The sequence below is a fragment of the Rothia amarae genome (assembly GCF_014705945.2).
GTDB lineage: Bacteria > Actinomycetota > Actinomycetes > Actinomycetales > Micrococcaceae > Rothia > Rothia amarae.
Genome location: NZ_CP061538.1, coordinates 1,784,855 through 1,803,467, shown reverse-complemented (window position 1 = coordinate 1,803,467; position 18,613 = coordinate 1,784,855). Strand labels below are relative to the sequence as shown.

Below are 18,613 nucleotides of genomic sequence, written 5' to 3'. Positions count from 1 at the left end.
ACAGCCATGGGCATCTTCTCCGGTCGTCATTTCCCCCGTGACATCACTCTGTGGGCAGTGCGGTGATACTGCCGCTACGGGGTGAGCTACCGCGATCTAGAGAAAATGATGACTGAGCGGGGCGTGCCGGTCAATCACACCACGATCTACCGCTGGGTCCAGAAATACGGCCCTGAGCTGGACAAGCACACTCGGTGGTACCGGCAGGTACCCGACTGGCAGGCCAGTTCCTGGCAGGTGGATGAGACCTATATCCGGGTCGGCGGCAGGTGGTGCTACCTCTATCGGGCGAGCACCGCCGGTGGCCAGACCCTGGACTTTTACCTCTCTCCGAAGCGGAACGTGGTCGCAGCGAAGCGTTTCCTGGCCAAGGCCCTCAGGTCCAATGCGTCAGCCGGGTATCCCAGAGTGATCAACACCGATAAAGCACCCTCCCTAGCCAAGGCAATCGCCGAGTTGAAGTCAGAGGGAATCTGCCCGCCAACAGTGGAACACCGGCAGGTGAAATACCTCAACAATATCTTGGAAGGCGACCATGGTCGGCTGAAGCGGATCCTCGGGCCGAAAGGCGCGTTTAAGAACCGGACATCTGCATATCGGACGTGGAAAGGGATGGAGGCGATTCATTGCGGAAAGGTCAGGGCACGATGTTTGCCTACGGGCAACCGAACCCGGACGCGGTGATCGTCAACCGGGTCTTCGAGACGGCCTGAGAACGCCCACACGCAGCGGCGATCAGGGAATGAGAAACTGAGTCTTCACTGCTCTCCGCCCAACTTTGCAACAGCACCCGATGCACGGGGAAGCGAACGAGATCAGACCTGCAGCTGCCGCAGCCAGGATGCCGATCATCAGTGACCCGGTGGCCGCGGCGTCGGCGAACTGCTAGCCGATCGCCAACTGCGCCATCACATCAACGGTCATGATGCTGGTGCCTCCTCGGCCAGCGGCAGGGCGACATCAAGGATGTCATCGGCGGTGACCTCCCTCAGGAACACCGCGGCCGGGCGGTGGGGAAGAAGACGGTGTTCTGGTTGTCCCGGAGGACCACAACACCGAGGAAGGTCATCATGCTGCCCGGTGGGTGGTCTGCAGCGACTCTGCCCACCTCGGCACTCAACCCTACTGTGGGGGTTACTTGTAGCGAAGCGAGCTGAACATCCCGGTTTCCATGTGATAGGCGTTATGGCAGTGAAATGCCCACTCACCGGGGTTCTCAGCGATCAGGTCGGCGATCATGGTTTCACCCCCGCGGAGAAGGACGGTGTCCTTGCGTAGCCCGCCGCTGCCGGGCAGCGCCCACGTGTGGCCGTGGATGTGCATGGGATGGGGCATCATGGTCCTGTTGCGCATGACCATCCGCAGGCGCTGGCCCTCCTGCACGGTCGCGGGGGAGGATTGGCCGTCGGTGAGAATGCTCCATTCATACGGCATCATCTGCCCGCCCAGGTCGATGCTGACTTCTCGGTCTGGTGTGCCCTCGGGCAGGAGTGCACGGTCTGCTGGCTTCAGGGAGGACAGAAGCAGTCCGGTGGACGACAGCTCGGGGAAGTCGACATCGGGGCGAGGGGCCTGGCCGCCGGCAGTGCGGATGACGGCGAAGGCGCGGTCGTCCTTACCCACCGCCAAAGCCGTGAGCGGGAAGACGCCGTCGCCGAGGATGACCTCGACGTCGACACGCTCGCCCATGGACAGGTAGATCGATTCGGTCTCCCAGGGCTGGACAGGGAAGCCGTCGGTGTGGGTGACGGTCATGCGGTGACCACCGAGGGCCACCTTGAAGATGGTGTCACCGCCGGAGTTGATAAACCGCAGGCGGGCCTTGTCGCCCGGGCGAGCCTCGAAGGTCCGGTGAGCACGGGGGATACGTCCGTTGATGAGGTAGTACGGATACATCACATCGCCGGCATCCCCGCCCAGTACGCGGTCCGGGGTGCCGTGGTCTCCCATTTCCATCCCCCCGTTATGGTCGCCCATTTCCATCCCCCCGTTATGGTCGCCCGAACCCATTCCGGTGAGCTTGTCGAGCTCATCGTCGGGAGTGCCCTGAATGCCATCGACCCAGTCGTCGAGCACGATGGTCCACTCGACGTCCTGGTCCTCAGCGTCTTGCGGGTCACGGATAATCAGTGGGGCGTGGAGGCCGCGATCAAGCTGCAGGCCGGTGTGGGAATGGTAGAAGTAGGTGCCACCGTGGGGGACTTCAAAAACATAGGAGAAAGACTCGCCAGGTTCAATGGGGTCCTGGGTCATGCCGGGCACACCGTCGGCTGCGTTGTGGAGTGCGATGCCATGCCAGTGGATAGAGGTGCTCTCAGGCAGTTCATTGGTGATATCGACCTGGAGGACGTCGCCGGCGGTGGCCTCAATGGCCGCATCCCCGGTGTCAGAGACGTACCCCCACGTCTTGGCTTCGATGCCGCCGATATCCAGGGAGAGGGGCCGGGCGGTCAGTGTCCGGCGCACCGTCGGCTCACCGAGCGCAGTGGGGGTGGGAGTGGGGCGAAGGGAGGAACCTGATGCCGAGGCAGCGGGTCCAGGGTTGCTGGTGCAGGCGGTCAGGGCCCCGGTGCCGGCGAGGACGAGCCCGCCGAGCAGAAACTGTCGTCGGGAAGATGCGTTTGTCATGATTTAACCTTTCTTGGTGCAAGATTTCAGTGATACGGAAGACAGGCGCAGGTGAGGACCCTGCTGAGCCATCACGTCAGGCGCAGGTCTGTGACACAGGTGGCACCGTCGTCGGTGGTGGAAAACTCCGTGGTGCCGGTACGCCCCTGGTAGCTGACCTCAATCAGGCCGGTGGTATCATCAGGAAGCCAGAAGCCAATAAACCCATTGTCGAAGGTGGTTGTCGCCTCGTCCACCAGCACCTCACCGGTCGCCTCATCAGTGATCGTGACCTGGATATCCTCATTGTCGAGTTCCCCCAGGCAGGTCGTGAGGCTGTGGTAGAAGCAGTCGTGGGTGGAGGTGAGATAGGGTGCGATCGAGACATACGTCTGATTGTCGGGAAGATCGACCACGACTTCCTGGTCATCGCTCGAGGGCAGCAGTTCATCGGCACGCACTGAGGCGATCAGATCTGTGGGACGCTCAGTGACCTTCTGCCGGTCGAGGTGATTAATGATCTCCACCGCGTCCATGGCGCCCAGGCCATGGGTAGTCAGGAATGTATCCTGGGACACCGTCCCGTCGGCGGTGGGTTCCGGGTCGGCGGCCGAACACCCCGTGAGGGCGAGGGCAAGGGCGGCGGCTGCGATCGCTGCTCGTTTCACGTCAATCTCCTTGGATCGTGGTAAGACCGTGAGAAGACACCGCCTCAAGGTCGATGCCATACCTTATATCTAACACGGGTGCCTGACGGACTAGAAACCAAAAACCCTGCTCACAGCACTATGACAGGGCGAAAAGGGGGTGAATTCGGTGGGCTGGGTCACCACCGGGTCACCACCCCACAGCCGTGGGCGATGTCCTTCTACCCGCCCCGGGTATGCGGTGCAGGCAGTGAAATCCCTGGTGGCGCCTGCTGAACCGACCAGTGGAGGCGATGCCGCCGGCCCGGGGTGGGGCACAGGGGTGACGGCGGTCGAAGGGTGATGTTTGAAGATTTGATGAAGATTTCCCCGCCGGGCACTGAGCGAGGGTGGTATTCCCCCCTGGCCGGAGCGATACTGGGGTCTATGGCTGACTACACACCGACCACCGCCACGCCCCCGGGGCGGGTGCTGGTCGTCGATGATGAACAACCCCTGGCTCAGATGGTGGCCTCCTACCTCATCCGGGCCGGCTTCGATACCCGCCAGGCGCACACCGGCACCCAGGCCTTGGACGAGGCCCGTCACTTTTCCCCCGATGTTGTGGTGCTGGATCTGGGGCTACCCGAACTCGACGGCCTGGAGGTGTGCCGACGGATCCGCACCTTCTCGGACTGCTACATCCTCATGCTCACCGCGCGTGGCAGCGAGGACGACAAGATCAGCGGTTTGACCCTGGGGGCGGATGACTACATCACCAAACCTTTTAGCATCCGGGAACTGGTGACCCGGGTGCATGCGGTGCTGCGCCGCCCGCGCACCAGCACCACCCCACCGCAGGTGACCACCCCCTTGATCGTTGGTGACCTCATTCTTGACCCCGTCGCCCATCAGGTGCGGGTGGGGGAGACGACCGTAGAGCTCACCCGCACGGAGTTCGAGCTGCTGCTTGCCCTGGCTCTGCGCCCCGGCCAGGTGCTGACCCGCCACGACCTGGTCACCGAGGTCTGGGACACCACCTGGGTCGGTGATGAACGCATCGTCGATGTCCACATCGGCAACTTGCGTCGCAAGCTCGGCACCGACACCCGGGGCCGGGGGTTTATCGACACCGTGCGTGGCGTGGGCTACCGGGTGGGGCAGCCATGAATCACGGACCCGGCCTGACCTTCCGCTTCCTGGCCGCCCAGGTGTTGGTCGTGGTGATTAGCCTGCTGGTGGCCGCGGCCGTGGCCACGATGGTGGGCCCGACCCTGTTCCATGATCATATGTTGATGACCGGCCAGGAGGACCCCTCGCTGGAGCTGTTCCATGCCGAGCAGGCCTACCGGGACGCCAACCTGATCACCCTGGCCGTCGCCCTGCCTACCGCCTTGATCAGCGCCCTGCTGGCCAGCCTGTGGTTATCGCGTCGCCTGCGCACCCCCCTGCAGGATCTCACCCGCGCCGCTACCAGCCTGACGGCCGGCAACTACCGTATCCGCGTGCCCGCCGGAGAAGCAGGCCCCGAGGTCACCACCCTGGCGCATGCCTTCAACACCATGGCCGACCGGCTGGAACACATCGAACAGGTCCGCCGCCAGATGCTCTCTGATCTGGCCCACGAAATGGGCACCCCCTTATCGGTGCTCACGGTCTACCTCGATGGTCTCCAGGACGGGGTTGTGGACTGGAATAATGCCATCCACACGATCATGGCTGATCAACTCGCCCGCCTGACCCGGTTGATGGAAGACATCGACGATGTCTCCCGGGCCCAGGAACACCGGATCGATTTGGACCTGGCGGAGGAAGGGCTCGGGGATCTGCTCCATACCGCCGCTGCTGCCGCGGGGGAAGCTTATGCTGACAAAGGCGTCGATTTACAGGTCGAGACCATTACGGACACCGCCCGGGTGCTCGTGGACCGGCAACGCTTCGGCCAGGTGATGAGCAATCTCCTGTCGAACGCGCTACGGCACACCCCGGCCGGTGGGCAGGTCCGGATCAGCGTCCACCGACAGGGGGCGTCCACCGCGCTCATCCACGTTGCCGATGACGGCGAGGGCATCCCACCTGGCCAGCTTGGACACATCTTCGAACGCTTCTACCGGGGGGATGCCGCCCGCAGCCGGGACAACGGCGGGGCCGGGATCGGTCTGACCATCTCCAAGGCATTGATCGAGGCCCACGGCGGCACTCTCACCGCCACCTCCCCCGGACCCGGTCGCGGAGCGGTGTTTACCCTCCGCCTCCCGCTGTCCCCTCCCGACAGTGAGGAGGCTGCTCGGTGACCGCACCCTGCCCCGCGTGAGGGCCGTGCCCTTCATCCCTTCCAAATATACCCCCCTGGGGTATATGCTAGAGAGTAGCATCGCCGCATCCCACCGACCCGTAGGAGCTTTCCCATGATCACCTCCCCGCCCCGCCTCTTGCCGATGGCCTCCCACGGCTGCAGCTGTTGCGGACCTGCCTCACGTGCCGACACCGCCTCCATCCCTGCCGCCAGCGACTCGTCAGCAGGAGGGTCCTCCTCTAGCTACCAGGTCACCGGCCTGAGCTGCGGGCACTGCGCGAAAAGCGTGACCCAGGCCCTTCAGGCCCTTCCCCAGGTCGACGACGTCCAGGTTGATCTCGCTGCTGGTGGTGTTTCCACCGTCACGGTCACCGGTGTCGTACCTCCGGAGATGGTTCGCCGGGCTATCGAGGAGACCGGCTACACCGTCTTATCCTGATCAGTTTTACCCATCATCTCGACCCCGACCGGGTTGAGCGAAAGGAACGTCATGAGCACTCCCCACCATTCCGGTGATCACCATGGTGATCACCCCGCTCCGGAAACAGACCACACCCAACACCCGGATCATGCCAGCCACGAACACCACGCAGATGCCGACACCCACGGCCAGGCGATGCCCCACGATCACCCGCACTCTGCCCTGGACGACGACCACCACGTTCATGGTCACGGCGAACACGCCGGACACAGCACCGCAATGTTTCGGGACCGCTTCTGGTGGTCGCTGATTCTGTCCATTCCCGTCGTTATTTTCAGCCCCATGGTCGCCCACCTGCTCGGCTACCACCTCCCGGCATTCCCCGGATCCACCTGGATCCCCCCGGTGCTGGGCACGATTATCTTCGTCTACGGCGGAACGCCTTTCCTCAAGGGCGGATGGAAAGAACTGAAATCCCGCCAACCCGGGATGATGCTCCTGATCGCCATGGCCATCACCGTGGCGTTTGTCGCCTCCTGGGTCACCACTCTGGGGCTGGGCGGTTTTGAGCTGGACTTCTGGTGGGAGCTGGCCCTGCTGGTGACCATCATGCTGCTGGGCCACTGGCTGGAGATGTCCGCTCTCGGGGCCGCGTCCTCCGCGCTTGATGCGCTGGCTGCCCTGCTGCCGGATGAGGCCGAGAAAGTCATCGACGGGACCACCCGCACCGTGGCCATCTCCGAGCTGGTCGTCGACGACGTCGTGCTGGTGAGGGCCGGTGCCCGGGTGCCGGCCGACGGAATCATCCTCGACGGAGCCGCCGAATTCGATGAGGCAATGATCACCGGCGAATCCCGTCCCGTCTTCCGCGACACCGGTGACAAGGTGGTCGCCGGTACCGTGGCCACCGACAACACCGTCCGCATCCGGGTGGAGGCTACCGGCGGGGACACCGCCCTGGCTGGGATCCAACGCATGGTTGCTGACGCCCAGGAGTCCTCCTCCCGGGCCCAGGCCCTGGCGGATCGGGCGGCGGCGTTGTTGTTCTGGTTCGCGCTGATCTCCGCTCTGATCACCGCGGTGGTGTGGACCATTATCGGCAGCCCGGACGATGCCGTGGTGCGCACGGTCACGGTGCTGGTCATCGCCTGCCCGCATGCCCTGGGCCTGGCGATTCCGCTGGTCATTGCGATCTCCAGCGAGCGGGCCGCGAAATCCGGGGTGCTCATCAAGGACCGGATGGCGCTCGAGCGGATGCGCACCATCGACGTGGTGCTCTTCGACAAAACCGGCACCCTGACCGAGGGTGCGCACGCGGTCACCGGTGTCGCGGCAGCTGTCGGCGTCACCGAGGGCGAGCTGCTGGCCCTGGCCGCCGCCGCGGAGGCCGACAGTGAGCACCCCGTGGCCCGCGCCATCGTGGCGGCCGCGGCCGCCCATCCCGAGGCCTCCCGTCGGCAAATCCGTGCAACTGGTTTCAGCGCCGCCTCCGGCCGGGGGGTCCGGGCCACTGTCGATGGCGCTGAGATCCTCGTGGGCGGGCCGAACATGCTGCGCGAGTTCAACCTCACCACCCCGGCCGAGCTCACCGACACCACCAGCGCCTGGACCGAGCGTGGGGCCGGTGTGCTCCATATTGTCCGCGACGGTCAGATCATCGGTGCGGTGGCCGTCGGGGACAAGATCCGCCCCGAATCCCGCGCCGCCGTGAAAGCCCTGCAGGACCGCGGGGTGAAGGTCGCGATGATCACCGGCGACGCGCAGCAGGTGGCCCACGCCGTCGGTCAGGACCTAGGCATTGATGAGGTCTTCGCCGAGGTCCTGCCCCAGGACAAAGACACCAAGGTCACGCAGCTGCAGGACCGGGGTTTGAGCGTGGCCATGGTCGGTGACGGTGTCAATGACGCCCCCGCTCTGACCCGCGCGGACGTCGGTATCGCCATCGGTGCCGGCACGGATGTGGCCATGGAATCTGCCGGGGTGGTCCTAGCCAGTGATGACCCGCGGGCAGTGCTGTCGATGATTGAGCTGTCCCAGGCCAGCTACCGCAAGATGATCCAGAACCTGATCTGGGCCTCTGGCTACAACATCCTCGCCGTGCCGTTGGCCGCCGGAATGCTTGCCTCGATCGGGTTCGTGCTGTCCCCGGCCGTGGGCGCGATCTTGATGTCTGCCTCGACCATCGTGGTGGCCCTGAACGCCCAGCTGTTACGCCGCATTGATCTGGACCCGGCTCACCTGGCTCCGACCGAGTCGAAAGAGGAACACGCCACGCCTACTCCGGCATCCACCGCCGTCCACTGATCCACCACTTCTCTCCACTGCCCCCATATGACCCTGAAAGGCTCCACCATGAAGCGCACCCTTGTTCTTTCCACTCTCGCCGTGGCCTCCACCCTGGCGCTGGCCGCCTGCGGTGAGGCCACCGAGTCAGGCAACACCGACGCCACCACCTCGGCCACCAGCACTGCGACGACTACCCCTGAGACGACCTCGGCCACCACGGCGACGACTGAGGCGGACGGGGAGATCTCCGCCGATCACAACGACGCGGACATCATGTTTGCCCAGATGATGATCCCCCATCACCAGCAGGCCGTGGAGATGAGTGAGATGCTCCTGGCCAAGGAGGGTATCCCCGCCCAGGTCGTGGAGTTTGCCCAGGGGGTTATTGACGCCCAGGGACCGGAGATTGATCGGATGAACGCCATGCTCGAGGCCTGGGGGCAGCAGCCGGTCACCGACTCTGGGGGCATGGATCACGGCGAGATGGGTGGCATGGATCACGGCGAGATGGGTGGCATGAGCGGGATGATGAGCCAGGAGGACATGACAGCCCTTGAGGAAGCCCAGGGCACCGAGGCTGCCCGCCTCTACCTGGAGCAGATGACCGCCCACCACGAAGGTGCGGTGGACATGGCCCGTGACGAGGTTGCTGACGGCCAGAATCCCCATGCGATCACCCTGGCCGAACAAGTTATCAACGACCAGGAGGTCGAGATCGCTCAGATGCAGCAGATGCTCACTGACCTATGACAGGTGCCCGTCTTTTTCTGATCCCGAGGACTGGAATCTGAAAAAGAGGGATAACCGTGACGATTGCCACCTGCTGCGGGCGATGGGTCGTTGTCACCGCAGCGGGTGCACCGGGGTGGATGTTTCTTCTCCCTCTGGTCGCACCACTGAGGAAAGGGGAAAGCTCCTGTGTCCAGACCCTTGGAGGACTACGCATTATTGTCCGATACTCACACGGCCGCCCTGGTCTGCCGGCAGGGCAGCATTGATTGGTTGTGTCTGCCGCGCTTTGACTCCCAGGCGGCCTTTTCCGCTCTTCTCGGCGACCATCGTGATGGTCACTGGCTAGTAGATGTGCCCGGGGGTTGTCCCGCCGGGCTTTTCCTCATAGCCTCACCCGCCCGCGTCTTATAGGTTGTGAATCAATCTATTATTGAAATAGACTTTTGACACATAAAGTTAGCTCCATGAGCCTACTTTTGAGCACCGTCGCTCAATGTGTCACAAACGACCGTTTAAGCTTCGTTTCTGACACAAAAACCCGGTTTCCGAAATAGTCCCATACGTAAAGGTGGGCGCGTTACACTTTTGTATCACAACACAGTGCCGTATTCTATGTGCCCATTCACTGACCTCCGCACGGGTTCTGATACGTTTTTGAGTATGGGACATGATTTCGGCTACGCCCGGGTCTCCACCGGCGACCAGGACGCCCGACTCCAACACGACGCTCTCACTGCGGCCGGCTGCTACCGGATTTTCACCGACACCGCCTCCGGATTGTTGGAGTCGCGTCCTGAACTCGACAAGTTGCTCGATCAACTTCGCCCCGGTGACACGTTGGTGGTCTGGCGCCTGGATAGATTGGGCCGGTCAATTAGGCATCTGATTGATCAACTCGCCGGCCTCCAAGAGCGGGGAGTGGAGTTTCGGTCGCTGCAGGAAAACATCGACACTTCCTCCTCCGGCGGGCGACTTATTTTCCACATCTTCGCCTCACTGGCAGAGTTTGAGCGTGACCTGATCCGGGAGCGGATCAACGCCGGGCTTGAGGCTGCCCGGGCTCGCGGCCGCACCGGCGGCAGGCCGCCCTCCTTGTCCGGGGATAAGTTGCGCACCGCACGGAAACTCTACGAACAAAAAGACATGACTGTCGCTCAGATCGGCGAAATTCTGGGAGTTAGTCGCACCACCGTCTACCGGGCGCTGCGCAAAGAAACTGGGGTATTACCTACGCGGCAGAAGGACCCCTCGAAGTCCACATAACCGGGCATTGCGACAGGATGACTCTCGGAATCTGTGCCAACGACTTTTGACTCTGACAACACCCCAAACGAACATATTGTGAACTACAAAAACGCCTGTTCGCTAGGGTGGGTTTATGGATAAACGAACAGATGTGTCGCTGCCTCTAGATATTTCCGAACAGCCCGAGGGTGTGTCTGGCGAAAAGGTTGGCTACGCCCGGGTGTCGACCGCGAAACAGGACCTTGACCGACAAATCGACGCTCTGCGCCAGGAAGGTATTGCCAGCAAATACATTTACGTTGATAAGAAATCCGGATCCATCACCAACCGCCCCGGACTGCACAAGGCACTGGATCAGGCCCGTGAAGGCGATGTCATTGTCGTCCACACACTCGACCGGTCAGATGCTCCTCAAGCTGTAGCAGCGTGTACACCCCAATAGGGCAGTTTTAGAATTTCTGTCTCCCTAGCGTGGTCGAGTCCCTGCGGCAACGGCCTTTCACAACTTCATAGACGGTTCAGTTGATGCCGGTGAGGAAACCTAGAGAGGCCCTAGGAGCATAAGAGATGAGCTTATTAAAGGCCGAAGGCGCCGCCGCTGACGAGGATGAAGATACCCAGGCCGATCAAAACGATCGGGAACAACACATGCTCCCAGCGTTCGAGAACCTCCGCGATGGGTGGACGGGTGGCCACGAACTTCGCCAACAGGACCAGGCCTGCCACCAGGATCAGAAAGACGACGCAGTAGATGATAACGGTGGCGGTATTCACGTGGAGAAAAACCGGGACATAGACGCCGATATTGTCGCCACCGTTGGCAAAGGTCACCCCGGCGACGGTCAAGACGCTTACGTTCTTTCCGCTGACTTTCGCGTCATCGTCGTCATCGTCTCCCCGCCAGGCTTGCCAGGCCGCCCACAGTCCCAGGGCCAGGGGGATTAGCCCGAAGTAGGGGATCGCCTCGGTGGGCAGGAAGGCATCCGCCCCTAGGGTGACCAGAATCGTGGCTGCGAGGATGCCCGCGAAACCAAGGTACTGCCCGGTCAGGATCCGAAGTGTGGTCCCCGCTTGGCCGGCCCCACGGGCGAAGAACAGCGAGAGCACGATGATGTCGTCGATATTGGTGGCGATAAACAGACCAACCGCCCCTAGGAGACTAGTTACCACTTACCTGTTCCCCTCTCCGGTGGCGCACCCGGGCACGTCACATGCCGAGTCAATGCACGGAGCATTCTCGTCGGCAGCCAGAGTGGTATCCAGCAGTAAATTCAACGCCTGGGCAAGATGGGCGTCGACGATCTCGTATCGGGTCTTTCGCCCCTCCGGGTCGGCGACCACAATTCCGCAGTCCCGTAGGCAAGTGAGGTGGTTCGACACATTTGACCGCGTCAGTTCCAGCTCTCGGGCGAGAGCGGCCGGGTAGGCCGGGCCGCCCAGCAGGGTCAGGAGAATACGGGATCGGGTGGGATCGGCCATCGCTCGACCCAATCGGTTCATCACGTCCAAGCGCGAAGCAATAGTCAGCATACACTGAACTATACAGTAGCTGCTGAACTGTTGCAACGAGGGTCGAACGTCGGCTTGATGGTGATGCGTGGCAAACCAGCGCCCTTCGGTACTGCCTGTGTCGAAATCGTTCGTTTTTGATAAACGTTTCTATACGAATTCAGCACAATATATTTGATCCCCAGACAACGTGCGACAAGTTTAAACTACTAATCATCTCAGATCAGCTCGCATACGACCTACACCACGTATCGTTAACTCTAATCAATCTAAAAATCTGGAGGCTCAATGAGCGACCTAATGGTACTAAAAGCACAACAATTCATCAATTCCACCTATAACAAGGGCGCTACGCTCGGAATCGCAGCTGTACCAGAAAACGGAAACACCAGCTGGACCGTCATGTACGCTCTCACGAGAGCACTACAACACGAACTAGGAATCACAAATTTATCCGACGGCTTCGGCCCAACGACCCTTTCTACTTTGCAAACAAAGTTTCCCGTTATCAATGCAAGTACAAAAACCCCCGAAAATATCCTCAAAATTATCCAATCAGGTCTTTACTGCAAAGGTTACGACGGAGGAAAAATCGACGGGACGTATAACCCCACCGTCCAAGCTTCAGTGACTCAATTAAAGAAGGACATGGGTGTCTCCAGCGCTCTGCCAGGATCAGGAATAGAGCCTAAAGTATTTAAAGGGTTACTTAACATGGACCCTTATGTCTTAATCTCCGGAGGAAATCCTTCCATCCGTCAAATTCAACAGTGGTTGAATGGACGATATGTTAAAAGAAGAGATTTTCAAATCATTCCGGCAGAAGGCTATCACTCCCGAACCGTAGCGCAATGCATGCTGTTCGCCATTCAATATGAGGCTGGAATGGCTGATGGAGTAGCGAATGGAGTCTTTGGCCCTGGTACCCAGAGTTCTCTGAAAAATCACGTACTTCAAGTGGGCAGCACTGGTATCTGGGCTCAGCTGTTCACAGCAGCGATGATTCTCAATAAAAGAAGTGTAGCGTTTGGATCTTTTACAGCAGAGGTCTCAACAGCTGTTACTGCGTTCCAGACATTCGCTAAGCTTCCAGCAACAGGGAAGGCTGATTTTGCCACATGGAGCTCTTTGCTTGTTTCCTATGGAGATCAGAGCAGAGCAGGTTCTGCTTGTGATGGCGTTACTAAAATTACTGATGCCAGAGCTAAAGCTTTATATGCGGCAGGGTATAGATATGTAGGGCGCTATCTCTATAATCCTTCTACAAAGAATCTCTTAGAAAAGCAGATACAACCTGGGGAACTCGCTACGATTGCATCAAATGGTTTGAGATGTTTCCCCATCTATCAGACCTTTAATAACTCTGTAGACTATTTCACCCCTGCTCAGGGTGCTCAGGATGCTGAAGATGCAACTTTCTGGGCTAAGAAGTTTGGTTTCAAAGATGGAACGATAATCTACTTCTCGGTTGATTATGATGCTTTAGACGGTGAAGTCACCTCTAATGTTCTTCCGTATTTCCGAGCACTCAATAATGCGCTTCTTTCAAGTTCGGGTTACAAGGTGGGCATATATGGTGCCAGGAATGTCTGCCAACGAGTTTTCGATGAAGGGCTCTCTTCGACTAGCTTTGTGTGTGATATGTCAAGTGGATTCTCCGGTAACTTAGGGTACCCTTTACCCACTAACTGGGCTTTCGATCAGATTGATACAGTAAGTGTTGGAACTGGTGACTCTTTGATTGAGATTGATAAGAATATCTCTTCAGGTCGAGATATTGGGCAAAATACCTATAACCAAACTTCTGTTTCATCAAAACTTGATGTTTTCTTTAACGAAAAACTATATAAAGATGCGCTACTAAAAGATTTACAAAAATATCTAGTATCCATTGGAGTGCCTGAAACTGGGGGTGATGGTTGGACAGACAGAGATTGGGCTACTTTAGGTGGAGTGACTACCACCATGGCCTTTAACCGCATCCTCTCAAAGGATATTTTAATTACAAATCTAGCTCGAGAGCTGGGTATCAGAAAGGCCTTGATACAAGCCCCGGTTCTTTGGGAGTCACGTAAGTGGAATCCTACTGATATCGCAGCTGACGATGCAGTCATCGTGGGTGCCAAAAGTGAGTCGTCAACCGGATGGGGACAAATTTTTGCATCTTCAGCAATATCTGGGTGGAATTATTGTGTATCTAAGAAAATAATAAACGGTAATTTGTTCGATCCAGTAAAAGACTTAAGAACTGTTTGGTTTAAATTAAAAGATGATATTGATTTTAATATTAAATGTACTGCATATTTGCATTTTTGGGATGCGAACGATATTGGTGTTCCCAGACCTAGTCTCTCCATGAAGCCAGCGGATATTCAAGCGCTCATTGGACGCTATAACGGAGTCGGACCTAAGGCCGAAGTGTACTCTAAAGAAGTAAAAGGCGTTTATGATGTTCTGGAAAATTATAATACTCTTTGCCGAGGCTAATTCGCAATGAAAATAAGATATTCTTTAGGTTGGGTATTAGGAAATATAGCTTCCAGCTTATTACTCATTGTTCCATCTTTTATACTAGTCCAGTATTATATAGAATATATTGGTCCTTTGAATAATTACTATGTGTCCGACAGGTTAGAGAATCCTGTTTTATATATTTTTGTATTCTTCTTACCCTCTCTCCTCTTGGCAGTAAGTGTTTTTTACATCGCCAATAGAAAAATTTATAAAATATATCGAAATTTATTCATAAAACTACTGGCTTATATAATTTTTCTAGCTCCCTCAATTTTTCTTATTTGTAAAGGTGTTGCAAGTGTTTATTAAATATTTAGATCGTAGACAATTTATTGCGGGTTCATTGACTGTTGCAATATGCCCAGTTGTTTCTTCTCAACCCCCTGCTCAGGCGAGCCAGTTAAATCAAGATAATTATGAATTTTCGCTCAATGGATGGCCCGTGCAAAATCCAGCTGATGGTGTTTCATCCATTGAAAGATGTGTTATTTCAGGGATCAGTTCCAGTTGCGAGATGAGAATCGGGGATGTGAACATCATTCTTTCGGATTTGGTGCGTCAGATGCATTACCGAGTGAAAGATATTAAACCCGGGGAAATTTCGGGATGGAAAGCTAAAACCGAAGAGGCGATTCAAACCCCTTACTCTAATTTATCATCCGGTACTGCGCTTCAAATCCGACCTTCTATGCCTATTGACTCCTATTTTGCATATGAAATTAAGATAATTCAAGAAGTACTCAAAGACTATGAAGGGATAGTTTCTTGGGGTGGGGATATGACTAATAAAGATGAGTCTCTCTTTTATATAAATGCCTCACCTGAGGACCCTCTGTTTTTAGAAGTTGCTGAAAAAGTAAGGGTGAGAAACTTTGCAGACGTGAGAATTAATTAATTCCCAACTCAGAGGCTTATTCCTAAAGGGTGGCCCCAACTAAACATCGGCCCCACCAGTGGCACAATGAGAGTTAAATCTTCGACTAAATAAACTCAGCCAACCAGAGAAGACCATTGCCACACCAGCGTACAACCGGCCTCATCCACCAGCAATTTACCAAGCTGCTCACAGCCCTCACCCACCACATCACCTGGGGCAAGCCAGGCAGCAACCCAACAGCACTCACCCTGCCTCAAGCTCAGAAAGCGACTCTGCTCTATCATCGGAATAACATAACCGAAGAGCTCCTTGCGGAACTGTTCAACACCTCCCCGCCGACCATCTCTCGGACCATCATCACTCTTGAATAAGCTTTGAAGAAAACCCTCTCTCCGATGGTCAATTCTTTGCAGCAGGAATTGGGGCCAGTTATATGATTACGGGCGGAATTCCTCTACCTATTTAAATTATTATTCATTCATTATATAAAGAGGCTTATTCATAAGGGGTAAAAACCAGGAACCCGCCACCAACTAGACAACGGTCCCACCGAAGGCAAAAATGAGCGTTAAATCATCACAAATAACCTCAAGCCAAACCGGAAGAACCGTTGCACAACAAGCGTACAACTGGGCTCACTAGCGCACAATTCGCCACACTCGCCACAGCCCTGAACAAGAACCTTATCTGGAATCAACCAGGCACCAGACCTCGCAAAACCAGCCTGACACAAGCCCTGAAAATTACCCTCATCTATCTACGCCACAACATCACCGAAGACCTCTTAGCTGATATCTTTGATCTCTCGCAAGCCACCGTTTCTAGAATCATCAACCGCATCGAAAGTGCCTTATTGAAGCTGACTGAGTTGAAGGTTCCCGAGCTTGAATCACTCAAGAATGTCCCTGGCTCACTCGTAGTAGACGGCAGGTTAATTCCCATCTGGAACTGGTCTTCACAAGGGCAAATACTGTTTTCAGGTAAGCACAGAAGAACCGGTTTCAATCACCAAGTCATCTGTACCTTAGACGGGAGATTGCTAGCCATTACCGACCCGGTGCCGGGGGCTAGGCATGATGTTTATGCTTTTCGCTTTCACCAGCTAGGGAGGTTCTTGGGTGAGTCCACTTTGGCAGATAAGGGGTACATCGGGCTGGGGTTGCTCACACCGACTAAACGAAAAGCGGGTGCAAGGATGAGGGCTAGGGTGAAGGAGAATAATCGGAGGATCAATCGGTTACGTTCGGTGGTTGAATGGACGATTGCGCAGGTGAAGACTTGGCGGGTTTTACATACGGGCTTCCGTCGGCCGCTCGGTGTTTATTTGCGGGTGTTTTCTTCTGGTGCGGAGGCTGATTTTTTTTGCGGCTTCGGACCCCTTATGAATAAGCCTCTCTATATCAATTTTTTATTATACTTATATTCTAACCATAAAAGGACTTAGCAACAATAAATGTCACAGTTGATAAACAAATAGATACAATAATGACAACTATTAATGGTTTGAAAGCACGATCTTTTAAGTCTTTAAATGAAACATTTAACCCTAATGCAACCATTGCCATTAATAAGCATATAGTAGTGATGTTATCTATAATTTGCATAACCATGTGTGGCAAGGATACATAAGTATGGAATAGTGCCATTATGACAAAACCAAGTAAAAAGTAAGGTACATCAATACGTTTTTTTCAGTCTCACTATGCGATTTTTTTCTCATAATTAAGATTAAAATAATACTCAGAGGTATTAATAAAAACACACGTCCCAGTTTTCCTAACAGTCCCATACTCAAAGCCTCTTGACCTGAGAAGCCCGAAGCAAGAATTACATGTGCAATTTCATGTAAACTTGTACCTGACCAGACCCCAAATACTTCAGGAGATATTGTAAAAACAGAATATATTACAGTATATGCGAGCGAAAATATAGTGCCAATAAGTGCGACAATACCAATACTAATCGCAGAATCTTTTTCTCTAGATTTTAATATTGGAGATACTGCTGCAATAGCTGCCGCGCCACACACCCCAGTGCCAATACCTAATAATAGGATGAGGTTTTTATCTCCTTTAATATATTTATTTAGTAATAACATTAATCCGATACTAAAAAGGATGACTCCAATATCGATTAATAATAAATCGCTACCTTTTCCAATTACATCATAAATATTTAGCTTTAATCCATATAATATAATAGCTAATTTCAGTAAACGTTTAGACGAAAATGCGATTCCTGAACGATATGCTTCAGGGTAACCCTTAAAATGTCTATATAGAATCGCAATCAGTATAGCAATTGTTAAAGCACCTATCTTATCTAAAAATGGTAACTTTGAGCCTAATAAACTTATAACTGCGATGATAAATGTGAATAATAAACCATAAATAAAGGCTTTGCTTTTTAAGGGCTTCACTTTTTAACTCCTCCTTTGAGGATTATTCATAAGGGGGTACACACCCCAACCCCCACCAACTAAACAACGGCCCCACCATAGCGGCAACCTTGAGGATAAATAACCACAAATATTCTCAAACCGCACCAGGAAGAACCGTTGCACCACCAGCGTACAACCGGCCTTACCGCCACGCAATTTGCCGCTCTACTGACAGCCCTGACCAACCAACTCATCTGGGGTAAACCAGGAGGAAGACCACCAGCCCTCACTCCAGCTCAGGCACTCAAAACCACTCTGCTCTACCACCGACACAATCTCACCGAAGAGCTACTTGCTGAAATCTTCACCGTCTCGCAACCTACTATCTCACGGACCATCAACACTATCGAAAAGGCGCTTGCAAAGGTCTTCAAACCTCTAGAACAGCCTTTGAAAATGAGCCTGGATGTACCAGGTTCTTTGGTTGTCGATGGAACTCTTGTACCCACCTGGAACTGGCGTTCACTAGGAAAAACAAATTTTTCGGGCAAACATAAACGAACCGGTTTCAACCACCAAGTCATCTGCACCCTCGATGGCAGGCTCTTAGTCATCACTGACCCGCTACCCGGGGCAAGGCATGATGCTCATGCTTTCAGAGCTCACGGGCTAGATCAGCTACTGGATTCCTCGACTCTGGCCGATAAGGGCTATATAGGCCTGGGGTTAGCAACCCCGACCAGGCGTAAGCCTGGTGTGAAAGTGCCTCAGGGTGTCAAGGATAATAATCGCATTATCAATAGATTACGGGCTGTGGTGGAGCGGGTTATCGCTCAAGTGAAGACCTGGCGGGTTCTTTATTCGGGGTTTAGGCGGCCGTTGAGTTTGTATCGGCAGGTGTTTTCGGTGGTGCGGGGTCTGGTGTTTTATGCGGCTGGGAGGACTTTTGAATAAGCCTCAATGATGCTCGCTTTTATTTTTCTAAGCGGTTTATTTGAGTGTAAAAAGACCTGTCTGACACGGCTGTTTCCTAATGGATGATGGGTTGTTGGGTTTCACCCTTATATATAAGCCTGATAGAGCGAGTAATCCTGGCATCGTTCATCGCTATAACCTACTG

General features: G+C 55.4%; 16 protein-coding genes and 3 pseudogenes. 14 read left to right on the top strand and 5 right to left on the bottom strand.

Annotation, left to right across the window (positions count from 1 at the left end; translation table 11 throughout):
• Positions 1-6 precede the first annotated feature (6 nt).
• Positions 7-713 (top strand): annotated as a pseudogene (locus tag IDM48_RS08480) (IS6 family transposase).
• A gap of 421 nt (positions 714-1,134) precedes the next feature.
• Here the strand turns inward: IDM48_RS08480 and IDM48_RS08475 are convergent.
• Both IDM48_RS08475 and IDM48_RS08470 read right to left on the bottom strand, forming a co-directional pair.
• The gene (locus IDM48_RS08475; RefSeq protein ID WP_190616930.1) at positions 1,135-2,628 is read right to left on the bottom strand and encodes a multicopper oxidase family protein; all 1,494 of its coding nucleotides are present in this window, start codon (positions 2,626-2,628) and stop codon (positions 1,135-1,137) included.
• 71 nt (positions 2,629-2,699) lie between these two features.
• Positions 2,700-3,275, bottom strand: coding sequence for a CueP family metal-binding protein (locus IDM48_RS08470; protein ID WP_068170555.1), 576 nt, complete (start codon positions 3,273-3,275; stop codon positions 2,700-2,702).
• A gap of 405 nt (positions 3,276-3,680) precedes the next feature.
• On the opposite strand from IDM48_RS08470, the gene IDM48_RS08465 reads away from it, so the two are divergent.
• The 8 genes and pseudogenes from IDM48_RS08465 (at position 3,681) to IDM48_RS08435 (ending at position 10,655) form a co-directional block, all read left to right on the top strand.
• Complete coding sequence (locus tag IDM48_RS08465; protein WP_141669382.1) at positions 3,681-4,403, top strand: response regulator transcription factor; 723 nt, start codon at positions 3,681-3,683, stop codon at positions 4,401-4,403.
• Complete coding sequence (locus tag IDM48_RS08460; protein WP_068170549.1) at positions 4,400-5,527, top strand: sensor histidine kinase; 1,128 nt, start codon at positions 4,400-4,402, stop codon at positions 5,525-5,527. The genes IDM48_RS08465 and IDM48_RS08460 overlap by 4 nt, the downstream gene beginning before the upstream one ends.
• A gap of 114 nt (positions 5,528-5,641) precedes the next feature.
• On the top strand, positions 5,642-5,968 hold the full coding sequence (locus IDM48_RS08455) for a heavy-metal-associated domain-containing protein (protein ID WP_068170546.1): 327 nt from the start codon (positions 5,642-5,644) through the stop codon (positions 5,966-5,968).
• A 51-nt stretch (positions 5,969-6,019) separates the two neighbouring features.
• Positions 6,020-8,254 (top strand): copper-translocating P-type ATPase, encoded by a 2,235-nt coding sequence (locus IDM48_RS08450; RefSeq protein ID WP_068170542.1) that lies wholly within the window; start codon positions 6,020-6,022, stop codon positions 8,252-8,254.
• A 48-nt stretch (positions 8,255-8,302) separates the two neighbouring features.
• Positions 8,303-8,986 carry a DUF305 domain-containing protein gene (locus IDM48_RS08445; RefSeq protein ID WP_068170538.1) on the top strand — a complete coding sequence of 228 codons (684 nt, stop codon included), beginning with the start codon at positions 8,303-8,305 and terminating at the stop codon, positions 8,984-8,986.
• Positions 8,987-9,154: 168 nt separating this feature from the next.
• Positions 9,155-9,325: pseudogene (locus tag IDM48_RS11655) on the top strand (trehalase-like domain-containing protein); the annotation flags it as partial.
• A 303-nt stretch (positions 9,326-9,628) separates the two neighbouring features.
• Positions 9,629-10,231, top strand: a complete 603-nt coding sequence (locus IDM48_RS08440; protein ID WP_145177614.1) for a recombinase family protein — start codon at positions 9,629-9,631, stop codon at positions 10,229-10,231.
• A 115-nt stretch (positions 10,232-10,346) separates the two neighbouring features.
• Positions 10,347-10,655, top strand: coding sequence for a recombinase family protein (locus tag IDM48_RS08435; RefSeq protein WP_238397943.1), 309 nt, complete (start codon positions 10,347-10,349; stop codon positions 10,653-10,655).
• A 134-nt stretch (positions 10,656-10,789) separates the two neighbouring features.
• On the opposite strand, the gene IDM48_RS08430 is transcribed toward IDM48_RS08435, so the two are convergent.
• Positions 10,790-11,383 carry a cadmium resistance transporter gene (locus tag IDM48_RS08430; RefSeq protein WP_190616929.1) on the bottom strand — a complete coding sequence of 198 codons (594 nt, stop codon included), beginning with the start codon at positions 11,381-11,383 and terminating at the stop codon, positions 10,790-10,792.
• The gene (gene cmtR, locus IDM48_RS08425; RefSeq protein ID WP_190616927.1) at positions 11,384-11,743 is read right to left on the bottom strand and encodes a Cd(II)/Pb(II)-sensing metalloregulatory transcriptional regulator CmtR; all 360 of its coding nucleotides are present in this window, start codon (positions 11,741-11,743) and stop codon (positions 11,384-11,386) included. It lies immediately after the preceding gene.
• Between the two features lie 267 nt (positions 11,744-12,010).
• Between cmtR and IDM48_RS08420 the strand changes: the two genes are divergently transcribed.
• The 4 genes from IDM48_RS08420 to IDM48_RS08405 all read left to right on the top strand — a co-directional run bounded on the left by IDM48_RS08420 (position 12,011) and on the right by IDM48_RS08405 (position 16,557).
• Positions 12,011-14,209 carry a glycoside hydrolase domain-containing protein gene (locus tag IDM48_RS08420; protein WP_151147867.1) on the top strand — a complete coding sequence of 733 codons (2,199 nt, stop codon included), beginning with the start codon at positions 12,011-12,013 and terminating at the stop codon, positions 14,207-14,209.
• Positions 14,210-14,534: 325 nt separating this feature from the next.
• On the top strand, positions 14,535-15,131 hold the full coding sequence (locus tag IDM48_RS08415; RefSeq protein WP_145177611.1) for a hypothetical protein: 597 nt from the start codon (positions 14,535-14,537) through the stop codon (positions 15,129-15,131).
• A gap of 116 nt (positions 15,132-15,247) precedes the next feature.
• Entirely contained in the window at positions 15,248-15,484 is a 237-nt protein-coding gene (locus IDM48_RS08410) for a helix-turn-helix domain-containing protein (protein ID WP_068170523.1), read from the top strand.
• Positions 15,485-15,723: 239 nt separating this feature from the next.
• Positions 15,724-16,557: a transposase family protein gene (locus IDM48_RS08405; RefSeq protein ID WP_190616925.1), complete on the top strand. Its 834-nt coding sequence runs from the start codon at positions 15,724-15,726 to the stop codon at positions 16,555-16,557.
• On the opposite strand, the pseudogene IDM48_RS08395 reads toward IDM48_RS08405, so the two are convergent.
• Positions 16,538-17,532: pseudogene (locus tag IDM48_RS08395) on the bottom strand (YeiH family protein). The gene IDM48_RS08405 and the pseudogene IDM48_RS08395 sit on opposite strands and share 20 nt — an antisense overlap.
• A gap of 138 nt (positions 17,533-17,670) precedes the next feature.
• Here IDM48_RS08395 and IDM48_RS08390 point away from each other — a divergent pair.
• Positions 17,671-18,447, top strand: coding sequence for a transposase family protein (locus IDM48_RS08390; protein ID WP_190616923.1), 777 nt, complete (start codon positions 17,671-17,673; stop codon positions 18,445-18,447).
• The last annotated feature ends 166 nt before the right edge of the window (positions 18,448-18,613 follow it).